Here is a 15,366-nt window from a genome sequence, read left to right on the forward strand (position 1 = left end):
ATAAAAATTTCAATTAATGAGAGGCTAGAAATATGTAACAATAATTTCTAGCCTTTTATAAATTAAATAAACGATAAGGTTATATAATTTACTATTTTAGGATATAATGTAGAAACAAGAACTTAGAATTATTGTATTTAATAGTGAGAATAGGTATAATATATATAAGAATATTTAAAAATGGAGTGATGATGGTATGGCTACTTCTATTAAAGATGTCGCTAGAGAAGCGAATGTTTCCATAGCTACGGTATCAAGAGTATTAAACGATATCGATGTTGTAAACGAAGATACTAAGAAAAGAGTTTTAGAAGCTATAAAAAAATTAGGATATAGACCTAATATTGTAGCAAGAAGTTTAAAAACACAAAGAACAAAAACTATAGGGATACTAGTTCCGGATATATCAAGTGGATTTTATCCTGAAATAGTAAGAGGAGCTGAAGATGTTTCTAATATATACGACTACAACGTAATATTATGTAACTCAGACTTTGATTCAGAAAAAGAAAAAGAATACTTAAGAGTACTTAGTGAAAAAATGGTTGATGGTGTTATTTATATGAGTTCATCATTAGAAGGAGAAATTTTAAGTTTAATAAATGAATTAAGTTTAAGAACAATCCTAGTAGAAACAAAGGATAAAGAAGAAAGTTTACCAAGCGTTACTATAGATAATATAAAAGCTACATACGACGCAACAAAGCACCTTATAAATAAGGGATTAAAGAAAATTGCTTTTGTTGGAGTTACAAAAGATAATATGAACGCATGGAGTGATAGATACATAGGCTATGAAAATGCAATGAATGATTCGAATTTACCAATAGATGAGGATTTAGTATTTTTAAAGGATCTAAAAGTTAAATCTGGATATGATGCAGTTGAGAAATTTGAATCCCTTAATAAGCGTTGTGAGGCAGTAGTATGTGCTTCAGATGAAATTGCTATGGGTGTTATTAATGCATTTAGAGATAGAGGAATAAACGTTCCAGAGGATGTAAGTGTTATAGGGTTTAATAATAATGCATTTGCTTCAGTTTTCTATCCAAAATTAACAACAATAAACCAACCAAGTTACGATATGGGATCAGTTGCAATGAGAATGCTTATAAAGATGTTAAGCAAAAAGCAATCTGAGCAAGATGAAACAAAAGAAAAATCACAATATGTGTTAGATTATAGCTTAATTGAAAGAGAAAGTTGTAAATAATCCATAAAAGATTACTAGTTATTTTTTAAATATCCCTAAATATAAACGGCCCAAGCAATCAATTTTAATTGATTGCTTGGGCCGTTTTTATATTGGAAGAGATTATAATATTCCTTCAGTTTTAAGAATATCTTCTAACTCTTGAACCTTATCGGTTAAGGAGATGAATTTCTCTTTTAAAATTTCTTTAGAAACTTCGTTAGCATCAATTATTTTTTCCATATCAGCAACGGTTTGTAGTGCGTCATCTATATCTTGTTGAGCTAATTTAAGGTTTGATTCATTCATAAAATAGACCTCCTTTACAGCTTTAAATAATGTTTTATATATAACTTTATCCTATCACTAATAAAGGTTAGATGCAAGGCATATATTTGTAAAAGAATTTTTTTTAGGAGGCATATTACGTGATTAATTATATTTGGTTTATTATGATATTTTTAGGGCTTTTAGTGGGACTTATTACAGGTAATGGTGATGGCTTATCAAAGGCTATAGTTGGATCAGTAGATTCTACTGTTCAATTTATGATTGGACTTGTAGGTCTTATGTGTTTTTGGTGTGGTGTGATGAAAGTTGCAGAAAAAAGTGGACTTACTAAGAAACTGTCGAAGTTTTTAAGACCTGTTTTAAAGCTTATATTTAAGGATGCGGCTAAGGATGAAAAGGCGTTAGGTGCAATAGTTATGAATATAACTGCAAATATGCTTGGGCTTGGAAATGCAGCAACACCTTTTGGAATTAAAGCAATGCAAGAAATGGATAGGTTAAATAAAGATAAGGAAAAAGCATCTAATGATATGGCTTTGTTTCTAGTTTTAAATGCGGCCTGCATACAGCTAGTTCCAACAACTATAATATCAATTAGAGCAGCAACAGGATCAACTAATCCTGGAATAATTCTACTTCCTGCAATAGTAGCTAGCACAATAGCTGCAGTAGTTGGAGTTATTAGCTGTAAAATACTTCAGAAATATTTCTAAAAAAGGAGAGGTAGAGAATTTATGTTTAATTATATAACTAAAAGCATTATACCTATAATAGTTTTAGCAATAATAACTTACGGAATGTTTAAAGGAAGAAAGGTATATGAATGGTTTATTGAAGGTGCAAAAGACGGGTTGAAAGTTTGTTTAAACATATTCCCATATCTCTTAGCTATGATAGTAGCTGTGAATATTTTTAGAGAAGCAAATCTTTTAGAGATGTTAAATAATTTTATATCACCAATAGGTGGATTAATAGGATTACCAAAAGAAGTAATACCTTTAGTTTTAATAAAACCATTATCGGGAAGTGGAGCAATAGGGATTTTAACAGATATACTTAAAACATATGGAGCAGACACTAGTATTGGGCTTATAGCATCTGTAATTATGGGGACTACAGAAACTATATTTTATACAATAACTGTGTATTTTGGAGCTGTTAAAATAAAAAAAATAAGACATACACTTTGGGCAGCTTTATTTGCAGAGATTACAGCAATAATAGCTGCAATATTTATGGTTAACTTACTTTTCTTTTAGAAAGTCTTTTAAATTATTAGGTAGATATTTAATTGTTATAAAAATATTTAAGAAATATTTTTTTAATAGGAAACTATTTCTATAGTTAATACGTCTAATATATTGAGAGAGTAATTTATAAGGGGAAAATTATTATTATTAAATCTAAATAGTAACTATTTAGTAATAGTTTTGAGAAAATTATGAATTATAATAATAGCATAAAATCTAGTTGGAGGATTGTTTGGATGGAGTGGGATAATAATATGATGTATTTATCAGATGATGAAATTAAAAAGTTAGCAGTATATTTAGCATATGGAGCAGGAATTGGTGTGTTTGTAGGCATGTTTAAAAATAATATTCCTTTATATTTTTCATTAGGATCTGTAATTGCTATAGTAGTTGCAGGGGTGGTTTCTTTAAGTAATAAACATAAAAAAAATAAATAGCTTTATACTAAGGCGATTTTTAAAAAATAACTAGTCGAATTCTGGGGTATTTGACTAGTTATTTTCTTTCGGCTCCACCAGTGAAATTAGAATACGATAAAATTATAAATTTTATCGTATTCTTTTTATTGAACAAGATATATAATTATGTATAAGAAGATATGTGCAAAGAAATGAGAAGTTTTAAACAAAATAAGATGAGGTGGACAAACTATGGACAGGGGTAAATACTATATAATTAGTGAAAAGGTATTGCCAGAAATTTTTAAAAAAGTTTTAAGTGTTAAAGAAAGTTTATTTAATGGAAGTACAAAGGATGTTATTGAGGCTGTAAAGAAAGAAGGTATAAGTAGAAGTACATATTATAAATACAAAGATTATATATTTCCAATGAATGAAACAATATATAGCAAAAAAATAACTTTAGTAGTATTACTATCACATGAAGCGGGAACACTATCAAAAGTGTTAGATTGTATAGCGTATAATAAAGGAAATGTAATAACGATAAATCAAGATATTCCAATTAACATGGCAGCTAATGTTACAATAACATTAGATGTCTCTCGTATTGATGGAGAAATAAAAGGTCTATTAATAAAATTGAGAGCAGTAGATAATGTAGTAAGTGTTAGGTTGTTAGCAATGGAATAACCATGATGAAAAATAAACTAGTATAGTGACTAGTTATTTTTTACATAGTCATAATTATTTAAGGATGTGAAGGTGTTGAAGAAAGAGTTTTATGTGGTAAATAGGAGTAATTCATTAAATAGAATTAAGGATAACTCAATAGTAATATTGTTTGCAGGTAATGCACCAAAGAAAACGGCAGATGAAAAATATCCATTTACACCAAATAGAAACTTTTATTACTTAACTGGAGTGAATGAAGAAAATCATATTCTATTAATGAGCAAAATGAATGGAGAGATTAAAACAAGATTATTTATTAACGAAGTAGATCCAATAAGAGAAAAATGGGAAGGTAAAAGATTAAGAGAGAAAGAGGCTTTAGATATATCAGGGGTAGATAACATAGATTACTTATGTAATTTTAATTCTTTTATAAATAAGCTAATTTCATCAGTTGAGGATTTAAATATATATTTAGATTTAGAAAAGAATAGTTATGAAGTTAAAGAAACTTTATCTGAAAATTTTGCTAAAGATATAAAAAATAAATATCCTCAAGTGTGCTTTAAAAATATTTTTAAAATAATTGGAGAACTTAGATTAGTTAAGACCAAAGAAGAGGTAGAAGAAATTAAAAAGGCTATCGATATTACTATAGATGGGGTAGAACTTCTAATGAAAAAATCAGAGGTAGGAATGAAAGAATGTGAGTTAGAAGCATATTTTGATTTTTTATGTAAAAGCCGTGGAGTAAAGGATTTTGCTTTTAAAACAATAGCGGCTGCAGGAAAAAATGCAACAATTCTTCATTATGTAGATAATAATTCGGAAATGAAAAATGGAGATTTAATTTTGTTTGATTTAGGAGCACAGTTCAATTATTATAATGGGGATATATCAAGAACATTCCCTATAAACGGGAAGTTTACGGATCGACAAAAAGATGTTTATAATGCTGTTTTAAGAGTTAATGAAAAAGTAATTAAGGCTATGAAACCTGGTATTAACTTTTTAGAGTTAAACAAACAAGCAAAAGAATGGATAGCAAAAGAATGTATTAGCCTTGGATTAATTACAAATAAAGAAGATGTTTCTAAATATTATTATCATAGTATAGGACATAGTTTAGGGATGGATACACATGATACGGATATGCCAAATAGAGATACAAATTTTCTGGCAGGAATGATTTATACAGTTGAGCCTGGGATTTATATAGAAGAAGAGGGAATTGGGATAAGAATAGAAGATGATATTTTAATAACAGAAGATGGCAGAGAAAATCTAACAGTAAAGATGATTAAGACAGTGGATGAGATAGAAAAATTTATGTTGAAAAAATAGAGTGATGTTGTATAAATAGGATTATAAGAAGTTCTAGGCCTAAGGTAAAAGTCTAAATAATATTTTTAATAGAATTTACCTAAAAGACACTGAAGTTTAATTTCAGTGTCTTTTAGGTAGTTAAAAAAATTTATTTCAAAAGACCTCCATGAAAATTCAATTTAAATACTTCTTGACCATTATGTTTAACAGTTTCGTTGCCGTTAAAGAATTTTATATCACCATTCCATTTACATTCATATGTGAAATTATCTTTTTCAAATTTCTCTGGACCTCTAAATGGTGAATCTTCATTAACGTTTTGAAGTGCTTCTTTTAAAAATCTAGAGAACCCATGAGGGGAATCTTCAACTAGAAGCCTGCCATTATAATTCATGCCCCAAAAAACCTTTTCATTTTGCCAAATAATTTCTTCACCAATAAACTCTTTATTACCAAGATAACTATCTAAATAATAATAATCATACATTTTAAAAGCATAATCATTAGAATTTGGCCTTGAGGATTTTTCTTTTTTTCCTCCAGAACAATAAGTGTTCTGTTTTGCTTTTACTAAAAAATTAGTAAATTTTGATAAATTAATCACACTAACACCCTCCTTTATTACCCATAATTAAGATTATATAGAAAAATATAAAATTTATCAATACAATATTCAGAAAATAAAGTAAATTTAGAATAAACAATTAATGTGGTAAAATATAATCATCAAATTATTAAAAATAAGGAGAATAGATAATGAATAATATTATAAAATTAAGAGAAACAATGGATAAAAACAAGATAAATCATTACATAATACCAAGTAGTGATCCACATCAAAGTGAGTATGTCGCGGATTATTATAAGGGAAGGGCTCATATATCTGGGTTTACAGGTTCAGCTGGAACATTATTAGTTTCAAAAGAAACAGCAAGGTTATGGACAGATGGAAGATATTTTATTCAAGCTAATAATGAATTAAAAGATAGTGGAATAGATTTAATGAAAATGAGAATTCCTGGAGTTTTAACACTTGATCAGTGGGTGAATGAAAATATAAAATCAGGTGAGGTTCTAGGTTTTGATGGAAGAGTAATTTCAGCTAATCAATATAAAGATTTATTGAAAATATCAGAAGAAAACAACTTCAAAATAGAAATTAGCAAGGATTTATTAGAAGAGTGTTGGGATAATAGACCAACGTTATCTAAGGAAGAGATATTTACTCATGAAGTTAAATTTGCAGGTAAAAGCTCTAGTGAAAAGATAAATGAAGTAAGATGTGAAATGACTAAAGATGAAGTAAAGAATTATATTATAACTTCATTAGATGATATTGCATGGTTATTTAATATTAGAGGAAATGATATTAGTTTTAATCCTGTAGCGCTTACGTATGCTTTAATTACAGATGAAAAGGCTACGCTATATATTGATATGGACAAAGTGGATGATGAAACATTAAAAATACTTAATAATGAAGGTATAGAAGTTTCTGATTATAAAAATATAGAAAATGCAGTTGAAAATATAAAGGAATCTGTATGTATAGACCCACAAAAGGTAAATGCAAAGTTATATTCGCTTATAAATAAAGAAGTTAAAATAATAGAAAAATTAAATATAACAACTACATTAAAAGCTATAAAAAATCAGGTTGAAATAGCAAATACAGAAAACAGCCAAGTTAGAGATGGCGTTGCTATGGTGAAGTTTATTAAATGGCTTAAAGAAAATGTAGGTAAAGAAGAAGTTTCTGAAATGTCAGCAAGTGATGAGCTTCTTGGGTTTAGAGCAGAGGGGCAAAACTTTAAAGGGGCAAGTTTTGGGACAATAGCAGGTTATAAAGAGCACGCAGCCATGATGCATTACTCTGCAACAGAAGAAAGTGATTATAAGCTAAAACCAGAAGGGATGCTACTAGTTGATTCTGGTGGTCAATATTATGATGGAACAACTGATATAACAAGAACTTTTGTACTTGGAAATTTAACAGAAGAAGAAAAAAGAGATTTCACCCTTGTTTTAAAAGGACATATTGCTTTATCAACAGCTAAATTCTTAAAAGGTACAACTGGGATGAATTTAGATATATTAGCAAGAAGACCATTGTGGCAATATGGAATGGATTATAAATGTGGAACAGGTCATGGTGTAGGTTATTTTCTAAATGTTCATGAAGGGCCACAGGGGTTTAGACAAGAAGGAAACACAACAGTGTTAGAACCTGGAATGATAATAACAAATGAACCAGGAGTATATAAAGAAGGCAAACATGGTATAAGGATAGAAAATACATTGCTAGTAGTTAAAGATATAATAAGTGAAGAATTTGGAGAATTTTATAAATTCCAAACAATATCATATTGTCCTATAGATTTAAATGGAGTAGTAGTAAAAATGTTATCAGTTGAAGAAAAAGAATGGTTAAATAATTATCATGAAACAGTATTTAATAAATTAAGTCCATTTTTAAACAAAGAAGAAGTTAATTTATTAAAAGAAGAAACAAGAAATATATAAATAAAAAAGAAGTTATCCTAAAATTATAGGATAACTTCTTTTTATAAGTTAATTAGTCTTTTCTTTTGGGGGAGTAATATATTTATTTACTAATATTGAAATAAGAATTCCAAACAGCGTTTGAACAATCCTATCTACTGCATAGTAAACTGGTTCTTCGTAAGCATGAGCAGTTGTTACTGCTAAAAATACAATACATGATACATTTATAGCACCTGGTTGATTTAGTAAATTACAGCAATATATAACTACTATTATTCCAAGGGAAATTATTATATAAATTAATAGCTTGGATAGCATAGTAGTAGGAACGGTAGAGCTTATAAGTCTGCAAAATAGCAGGAAAATAACACCTATAAAACCACCAAGTATAGTTCCGCCGCCTCTATGAATACCAGTTTTAACTGAATTAGCTACGGTGTCTTGTAGACATATAACAGCAGTTAAACAAGCAAAGAAAGGAATCTCTGGGAATATAACTAAACATAAGAATACTGAAATTGCAGATTTTATAGTTCTAAGTCCTACTTTAGGAAAGGTAAGTTTTGAAATTTCTTTAGAATTTATCAATAGTAAAGCCTCCTGATGAATAAAATGTACTAATTGTAATATTTAATCTTGTTCTTTTGGGGGTTTGATATATTTATTTACTAGAATTGAAACCGTGATTCCAAATATTGTTTCTATTGTTCTTTTAGATGCGTAAATAAAAGGGTTACTAGTTGCAGGTGCTATCATAATAGCTATTAATACTAAAGATGACATTGCAGAAGCTGCTGGTCTCTTTAGTAGATTACATAAATAAATAGCAATAACAACTCCTATACTTGTAATATATGGAGTGAAGGTTTCCGCCTGTAGCCATCTAGTTAAATAAAGAAATATAAGCCCAAGTAGACCACCTAATAATGTTCCTACTACCCTATTTGTTGCTATTTTTAGTGAATGTTCAACTGTATCCTGCATACACATTATAGATGCTATTGCAGCAAAAAAAGGGTCTTTTGAAAAAAGAATTAAGCATATACATACAGAAATGGCTGTTTTTATATTTCTTAAACCTATTCGCGGTAACTTAAAGTCACTCATAACAAATCACTCCCAATGATATATATCTATTATAACATCTATTATAACATATATTATTGGGGATACTAATTACAAAGATAAGAATTAGTATGAAGATAGGAATTGTAATTGTTTAAGGAAGCTGAAAGAAAAGTTAAAATGATAAGGAATAAATAAAAATTGAAAATTATATTAAAAAAATTTGACAGTAATTTTATTATATAATATCATTATATTAAAATAATAAAAGCATTGAAGAGAAGAGTAATGAAGGAGAAAGTCAAAAGAGAGCTAGAAATGGTGAAAGCTAGCGTCGATAAGCTTCATGAAGATGGTCTCCGAGCATATCCTTTGAACTATGAATCAAAGTTAGAAGGATACGGTAACAACCGTTATATTGCATGGTGATAATTCACCTGATAAGATATTTATTGTGAAATAAATATAAAGTAGAGTGGTAACACGTATAATACGTCTCTATATGGGTATAAAAACCTATATAGGGGCTTTTTTTATTAAATATAGTTAAACTAAGGGAGGAAAAAAATAATGTGTAAAAAACCATATTATATAACTACACCTATTTATTATCCATCAACAAAACTTCATATAGGTAATACATATACAACCGTAGCAGCAGATGCTATTTCAAGATTTAAAAGATTGACAGGATATGATGTAATGTTTTTAACAGGAACTGATGAGCATGGTCAAAAAATCCAAAGAATAGCAGAAGAAAAAGGAATTACGCCAATAGAACATACTAACGAAGTAGTTGCTGGAATTAAAGATCTTTGGAGCATGATGAATATTAGCTATGATAAGTTTATAAGAACAACAGATGAGTGTCATATAAAGGCTGTTCAAGATATATTCAAAAAATTACATGACAAGGGAGATATATATAAATCTTCATATGAAGGATTATACTGTACTCCATGTGAATCTTTTTGGACAGAAACTCAATTAGTAAATGGTAACTGCCCTGATTGCAATAGAGCAGTAGAAAAATCAAAAGAAGAAGCTTATTTTTTCAAGATGAGTAACTATGCAGATAGATTAATGGAATATATAGAAGCAAACCCAGAATTTATTCAACCAGAATCAAGAAAAAATGAAATGGTTAATAACTTCTTAAAACCAGGGCTTCAAGATCTTTGCGTTTCAAGAACTAGCTTTGACTGGGGAGTTCCTGTAACATTTGACAAAGGTCATGTTGTTTATGTTTGGATAGATGCACTTTCAAATTATATAACTGCTTTAGGATATGGCAGTGAAAATCAAGAATTCTATGAAAAATATTGGCCCGCGGATGTACATTTAATAGGTAAGGATATCTTAAGATTCCATACTATTTATTGGCCGATAATGTTAATGGCTTTAGAATTACCATTACCAAAGCAAGTATTTGGACATGGATGGTTACTTGTTGATGGTGGTAAAATGTCAAAATCAAAAGGTAATGTAGTTGATCCAGTTGTTTTAATAAATAAATTTGGTGTTGATGCAGTAAGATATTACTTATTAAGAGAAATACCATTTGGTTCAGATGGATTATTCAACAATGAGATATTTATAAAGAAAATAAACTCAGATCTTTGTAACGATTTAGGTAACCTTTTATCAAGAACAGTCGCAATGATTGAAAAATACTTTGATGGAGTAATACCAGCACCAATAGAAAAAGGTGACTTTGATAATGAGTTAATAAACTTGGCTTTAGAAGCACCAAAGAAAGTTTCAAAGGCTATAGATGAATTAAGAATTCCTGACGCTTTAGAAAGTATATTTGAACTTATAGGAAGAGCTAACAAGTATATTGATGAAACAACTCCTTGGATACTAGCGAAAGATGAAGAAAAGAAAGATAGACTTGGAACTGTGTTATATAACTTAGCTGAAAGTTTACGATTTGCTTCAGTAATGTTATCGTCATTTTTACCAGAAACAAGCGAAAAGATAAATGTTCAATTAGCAGTAAAAGCTATTGATTGGGATTCTTTAGCAGGGTTTGATGGAACAGCTCCAGGAACTGCTGTTAAAAAGGGCGAAAGCTTATTCCCAAGAATAGATGTTGATGCAAAGCTTAAGGAATTAGAAGAAATTAGAGAAGCACAACTTGCAGAAAACAAGAAAAATGAAAAAAATGAAAAGGTAGAAATAATACCTATAAAAGAAGAAATTACAATAGATGATTTTGATAAAATAGATTTAAGAGTAGTAAAAGTAATAGCTTGTGAACCAATGAAGAAAGCTAAGAAATTATTTAAGCTTAAAGTAGATATAAATGGTGAAGAAAGACAGGTAGTTTCAGGAATAGCGCAATACTACAAGCCAGAAGATTTAGTTGGTAAATATGTAGTTTTAGTTGCTAACTTAAAACCAGTTACACTAAGAGGTGAATTATCACAAGGAATGATCTTAGCAGCAGCTACAGATGATGATAGTTTATTACAAGTTATAAACCCTGGTAAATTACCAACAGGAAGCCAAGTAAGATAATAACAATAAGGATAAAAACTCCATCAAATTGATGGAGTTTTTATCCATAATCAATTATTTAGTATGAATTAACAATTGAAAATTAGGGGGGCTATATATATGAAGATTATAGTTGGTAATGCTTGGCCTTATGCAAATGGGCCTTTGCATTTAGGAAGAATAGCGGTTTTATTACCAGGGGACATAATAGCAAGATATCATAGACTTATGGGAGATGAAGTAATTTTCTTATCAGGAACAGATTGTCATGGAACTCCTGTAACAATGAAGGCAAAGGAAGATGGGATAACACCTTTAGAAGCAACTATAAAGTATCACAATGAATTTGAAAAGTGCTTTAAATCTTTAGGATTTTCTTTTGATATTTTTGCTAAAACAAGTTCCAAGTATCATAAGGATAGAGTTAGTGAGTTTATCTTAGAGTTATATAATAAAGAATATATTTACGAGAAGAAAGTAAAGCAAACTTATTGTGAAACTTGTAATGAATTTTTATTAGATAGATATATAGAAGGTAAATGTCCACGTTGCGGAGGATATGCAACTGGAGATCAATGCGAAATCTGTTCTGAAATTATAGAAGCTGATGAATTACTCGAGAAGAAATGCAAAACTTGCAAATCAGAACCTAAAGATAAAGAAACAAATCATTTATTTTTCACTTTATCTAAATTTGAAAAGGATGTTAAAAGATTAGCAATAGAGCAACAAGGTTGGAGAGATAATGCTCAAAAAATAGTAAATAGATATTTGGATGAAGGACTTAGAGACAGAGCTGTAACTAGAGATTTAAATTGGGGCGTTGATGTCCCTTTAGAAGGATATGAAGATAAAAAAATATTCGTTTGGATTGAAGCTGTTATGGGATACTTAACTGCTAGCATGGAATGTCTTCAAGAAAAAGAAGAAGATTTTAAAGAATATTGGCAAGGGGAAGATTCAAGAGTATATTTTGTTCATGGAAAAGATAATATTCCATTTCATACAGTTATTTTTCCAGCAATATTGGTAGGATTAGATATAAAAAATCCAAACTTAAGAATAATATCAAGTGAATATTTGAAACTAGAAGGTAAAAGTTTTTCAGCAGTGAAAAATTGGGCTATATGGGCAGATTATATAGTAGAAAATTATAATGCGGATAGCGTTAGATACTATTTAGCTTTAAAATCCCCAGAAGTTCGCGATACCGATTTTACATGGAGAGATTTTATTAATACAATAAATACAGATTTGCTTTCGAGCTTTGGTAATTTTGTGAATAGAACATTAATATTTTCAAAGAAAAACTTAAATTCAAGAATTCCAAATGGAACTATGAATAAGAAATTACAAGATGAAATTTTAAATCTATATTTTGATGTAGGTGATAAAATTGAAGAAGGTAAATTTAAAAGTGCATTAGAAGATATATTTTATCTTATTAAAAAGGGAAATAAAATATTTGATGACGAAAAACCTTGGATTTCAATAGAGAAAAATAGGAAACAATGTTGTCAAACAATATATACATGCATTCAAATAATAGTTAATTTAACAAACTTACTATATCCGTTTATGCCTTTCACTTGTGAAAAGATTGCAGAATTTTTAAAACTAGAAGAACCAATTTGGAGTTTTGTAGAAAAGAAAGAAGGATTAATTGGAGAAGTAGAAGTTTTATTTGAAAGAATAGATAAAAAGAAATCAATAGAAGAACTTAAAAGGTTAAAAGAGAAAAAATTCTAGAAAAAAATACCCTAGAGCTATATCATTTTGGGGGACGATTGAGCTCTAGGGATTATACAATTAAAATGTTTAGGGGTAAATAATAATGTTTTAACTACTCTACAAGTATAAATATAACTCAATTATATGTCATTTAAGTGTCAAAAAAATTAAGAAAATATTACATAACTAAATAACCAGTGGTATGTTAAGAGGCTTAATTAATACCTTTTTTGTCTATAATATATAATATGTAATATATTAATGTAAAAATAGGAGGAAAAAACATGGAAAATAAATATGTGATTTTTGATACACACGCTCATTATGATTCAGATGCGTTTAATGAAGATCGAGATGAGGTTTTAAAGCAAATACAAGAAAATGGTGTAGCTTTTGTATTAAATTGTTCATCGGATTATGAGAGTATTGAAAAAACTAATAACTTAACTAAGAAATATGATTTTATATATGGAGCACTAGGAATCCATCCAAGTGAGGCAAATGATTTTAATAATGATGTTAAATCAGAAATAATTGAATATGTAAAAGAAAATAAAAAGATACTAGCCATTGGAGAAATTGGATTAGATTACCACTATGATGGCAATCCTTTAAAGGAAGTACAAAAAGATGTATTTAGAACACAAATGAATTTGGCTAAAGAATTAAATCTTCCAGTGGTAATTCATGATAGAGATGCTCATGGAGATACCCTTGAAATAATGAAAGAGTTTCCTTCAGTTAAAGGGATAGTACATTGCTTTTCAGGGAGCGTAGAGTTTGCTAAAGAATGTATTAAACTTGGATATTATATAGGAATAACAGGTGTAGTTACTTTTAAAAATGCTAATAAAATAGCAGAGGTAGTAAAAGCTATACCACTTGAAAAATTACTGGTAGAAACAGATTGTCCATATATGACTCCGGTGCCAAACCGAGGAAAACGTAACAAATCAGACTATATAAGCCATATAATAGAACAGATTGCACAAATAAAGGAAATCAGCTCTAAAGAAGTAAATATAACAGTAAATGATAATTTTACCAGGTTGATTGATAAAAAAATATAAAGTACAATAGGAGTACAGATATTTACATTAAAGTACATATAAGTAAAATATACTTATAAAGGCAATTACGTACAATTGAATATTGATCTAAAATAACTCAAAAAGAACTGCGATAAAATTCGCTATTATTTATTTAATATTTAATAATTTTAATTATACACAATGTGTATTAGAAAAGCAGTTCAAGTAATGCAAGAAGTTGTCAGTTTGACAATACATTATATTTTACTATATAATGTTAAAAGACAATCTTGCCAAGGGAGGTAAAGTAGATGATAGAAAAATGTAAAAAATACCTGAAAAACAATTTTTCTAACAGTCCGAAGGCAAAAATAATTATTGGTCTTGCAATAGCAAGTATCATAGCTGTGACATTTATAAATAAGAGAAAGACAATTGAGATTAGCATAGACGGAAAGAAAGAGACGTTTGTCACATATAAAGGGACTGTTAAAGATGTACTAGAATCTAAGGGGGTAGAACTTACGCCTAAGGATAAAGTAAAACCTGCTTTAAACAATAGCGTATCCGAAAAAGATACAATAGATGTTATAAAAGCAATAGAAGTTAAGCTTACAGTTAATGATAAAGAATTATCTATTGACACAGCAGAGGCTACTGTAGCAGATATGATTAAAGCAGAAGATGCTGAACTAAAGAATCAAGGAATAGAATTTAAAGAAGGTTTAGATGAAATAACGCCAGCTTTAGATGCTAAAATTGAAAAAGACATGAATATACAACTAGTTAAAGTTGATATAAAACAAGAGACAGCAAAAGAGGTTTTACATTATGATACTGGTGAAGAAACTGATTCAGAATTAGATAGTAGTGTAAAAGAGGTAAGACAAGAAGGGGTTTTAGGAGAAAAAGAAGTAGTTTATGAAGTAGTTTTTAAAAATGGCAAAGAGGTATTAAGAACTGCAAAAGCAACTAAAGTTATTTCAGCTCCAGTTACAGAAATTACTGTAGTTGGAACAAAAGTAGAACTTGCAAGTGCAAGTATAGATGTAAGTAGCGGTGTAAGTAGAGGTTCACAATCTTATGGGAATACACTATATTGCGAATCCACAGCCTATTATGGAGATGGGATTACTGCTACAGGGACCACACCAACAAGCGCTCGTGGCGGTAGAGGAACTATAGCAGTTGATCCAAGGGTAATACCACTAGGATCGCTAGTATATGTTGAAGGTTATGGTGAAGCAATAGCTTCTGATACTGGTGGAGCAATTAAAGGTAATATAATAGATATTTATGTAGATTCACATGATGAAGCAATGAACTGGGGAAGAAGATACGGCATTGCCGTTAGCATAATTGCATATCCCGGTGAATGGTAAAATAAAAGGTGCTCA

General features: G+C 29.2%; 15 protein-coding genes and 1 other annotated feature. Of the genes, 11 read left to right on the forward strand and 4 right to left on the reverse strand.

Annotated features, from left to right (window positions below; all coding sequences use genetic code 11):
* Positions 1–196 precede the first annotated feature (196 nt).
* Entirely contained in the window at positions 197–1,213 is a 1,017-nt protein-coding gene (locus BLS77_RS11610) for a LacI family DNA-binding transcriptional regulator (protein WP_089969813.1), read from the forward strand.
* A gap of 102 nt (positions 1,214–1,315) precedes the next feature.
* On the opposite strand, the gene BLS77_RS11615 is transcribed toward BLS77_RS11610, so the two are convergent.
* Complete coding sequence (locus BLS77_RS11615) at positions 1,316–1,501, reverse strand: hypothetical protein (RefSeq protein WP_089969817.1); 186 nt, start codon at positions 1,499–1,501, stop codon at positions 1,316–1,318.
* Between the two features lie 119 nt (positions 1,502–1,620).
* Between BLS77_RS11615 and BLS77_RS11620 the strand changes: the two genes are divergently transcribed.
* The 5 genes from BLS77_RS11620 (at position 1,621) to BLS77_RS11640 (ending at position 5,153) form a co-directional block, all read left to right on the forward strand.
* Positions 1,621–2,196, forward strand: coding sequence for a nucleoside recognition domain-containing protein (locus BLS77_RS11620; RefSeq protein WP_089969820.1), 576 nt, complete (start codon positions 1,621–1,623; stop codon positions 2,194–2,196).
* A gap of 21 nt (positions 2,197–2,217) precedes the next feature.
* A complete protein-coding gene (locus BLS77_RS11625; protein WP_089969823.1) occupies positions 2,218–2,742 on the forward strand; it encodes a spore maturation protein in 525 nt (174 codons plus the stop codon).
* A gap of 227 nt (positions 2,743–2,969) precedes the next feature.
* Positions 2,970–3,173 carry a hypothetical protein gene (locus BLS77_RS11630; protein ID WP_089969825.1) on the forward strand — a complete coding sequence of 68 codons (204 nt, stop codon included), beginning with the start codon at positions 2,970–2,972 and terminating at the stop codon, positions 3,171–3,173.
* A 213-nt stretch (positions 3,174–3,386) separates the two neighbouring features.
* Positions 3,387–3,827 carry an ACT domain-containing protein gene (locus BLS77_RS11635; RefSeq protein WP_089969828.1) on the forward strand — a complete coding sequence of 147 codons (441 nt, stop codon included), beginning with the start codon at positions 3,387–3,389 and terminating at the stop codon, positions 3,825–3,827.
* Between the two features lie 75 nt (positions 3,828–3,902).
* On the forward strand, positions 3,903–5,153 hold the full coding sequence (locus BLS77_RS11640) for an aminopeptidase P family protein (RefSeq protein ID WP_089969831.1): 1,251 nt from the start codon (positions 3,903–3,905) through the stop codon (positions 5,151–5,153).
* A gap of 130 nt (positions 5,154–5,283) precedes the next feature.
* Here BLS77_RS11640 and BLS77_RS11645 read toward each other — a convergent pair whose 3' ends face one another.
* Entirely contained in the window at positions 5,284–5,739 is a 456-nt protein-coding gene (locus BLS77_RS11645; RefSeq protein ID WP_089969835.1) for a DUF5680 domain-containing protein, read from the reverse strand.
* A 152-nt stretch (positions 5,740–5,891) separates the two neighbouring features.
* On the opposite strand from BLS77_RS11645, the gene BLS77_RS11650 reads away from it, so the two are divergent.
* Complete coding sequence (locus BLS77_RS11650; RefSeq protein ID WP_089969839.1) at positions 5,892–7,658, forward strand: aminopeptidase P family protein; 1,767 nt, start codon at positions 5,892–5,894, stop codon at positions 7,656–7,658.
* A gap of 48 nt (positions 7,659–7,706) precedes the next feature.
* On the opposite strand, the gene BLS77_RS11655 is transcribed toward BLS77_RS11650, so the two are convergent.
* Both BLS77_RS11655 and BLS77_RS11660 read right to left on the reverse strand, forming a co-directional pair.
* On the reverse strand, positions 7,707–8,228 hold the full coding sequence (locus BLS77_RS11655; protein WP_207713933.1) for an FUSC family protein: 522 nt from the start codon (positions 8,226–8,228) through the stop codon (positions 7,707–7,709).
* 42 nt (positions 8,229–8,270) lie between these two features.
* Positions 8,271–8,747, reverse strand: a complete 477-nt coding sequence (locus BLS77_RS11660; RefSeq protein WP_089969842.1) for an FUSC family protein — start codon at positions 8,745–8,747, stop codon at positions 8,271–8,273.
* A 222-nt stretch (positions 8,748–8,969) separates the two neighbouring features.
* Positions 8,970–9,208, forward strand: a binding site (T-box leader).
* 67 nt (positions 9,209–9,275) lie between these two features.
* On the opposite strand from BLS77_RS11660, the gene metG (BLS77_RS11665) reads away from it, so the two are divergent.
* The 4 genes from metG (BLS77_RS11665) to BLS77_RS11680 all read left to right on the forward strand — a co-directional run bounded on the left by metG (BLS77_RS11665) (position 9,276) and on the right by BLS77_RS11680 (position 15,351).
* Complete coding sequence (gene metG, locus BLS77_RS11665) at positions 9,276–11,228, forward strand: methionine--tRNA ligase (RefSeq protein ID WP_089969846.1); 1,953 nt, start codon at positions 9,276–9,278, stop codon at positions 11,226–11,228.
* A gap of 99 nt (positions 11,229–11,327) precedes the next feature.
* Positions 11,328–12,956: a methionine--tRNA ligase gene (metG, locus tag BLS77_RS11670; protein WP_089969849.1), complete on the forward strand. Its 1,629-nt coding sequence runs from the start codon at positions 11,328–11,330 to the stop codon at positions 12,954–12,956.
* A 266-nt stretch (positions 12,957–13,222) separates the two neighbouring features.
* On the forward strand, positions 13,223–14,008 hold the full coding sequence (locus tag BLS77_RS11675) for a TatD family hydrolase (protein WP_089969851.1): 786 nt from the start codon (positions 13,223–13,225) through the stop codon (positions 14,006–14,008).
* Between the two features lie 272 nt (positions 14,009–14,280).
* Entirely contained in the window at positions 14,281–15,351 is a 1,071-nt protein-coding gene (locus tag BLS77_RS11680; RefSeq protein WP_089969854.1) for a 3D domain-containing protein, read from the forward strand.
* Positions 15,352–15,366: the final 15 nt, after the last annotated feature.

Source organism: Clostridium gasigenes, from assembly GCF_900104115.1.
Taxonomy (GTDB): domain Bacteria; phylum Bacillota; class Clostridia; order Clostridiales; family Clostridiaceae; genus Clostridium; species Clostridium gasigenes.